At 41.8% G+C, this 311-nt stretch carries 1 protein-coding gene; it reads right to left on the bottom strand.

Annotated elements, in window-relative coordinates; all coding sequences use genetic code 11:
• Nucleotides 1-311, bottom strand: a 311-nt coding sequence (locus AAOP42_RS02465; RefSeq protein ID WP_349526873.1) for a hypothetical protein, incomplete at both ends; no start/stop codon positions are given.

The following is a 311-nucleotide window of genomic DNA, read 5'->3' as shown; positions in this document are numbered from 1 at the left end:
CCGGTGTAGGTTGGTTGCAGGTTTCTCATTCCAAGTCCCAATCCAAAACCAAGTGCATCGGACAACATGAAATCTGAAAATACTGATGGGGTGATGGCCAGCAAACTACCGTTGACCAATCCTGTTCTGACGTTGAAGTTTACATTCACTTTTTCTCTCTGGATGAAAGAAATACCCATGTAAAATCCATAAAACTGTTCTTCAATGATTTGTTTCTTTGAAGTTGTCTCCGCATTGTGCGACAGCATATTTCTTTGATAAAATCCGCCTACTTCCATGTCTCCAAGGTAGCCAGGGAAAACAAGACCCAA

The organism is Reichenbachiella sp. MALMAid0571 (assembly GCF_040151475.1).
Taxonomy (GTDB): Bacteria; Bacteroidota; Bacteroidia; order Cytophagales; family Cyclobacteriaceae; genus CAXBNB01.
The sequence above is the reverse complement of the archived record's forward strand: the minus strand, read 5'-3'. Positions and strand labels throughout refer to the sequence as shown.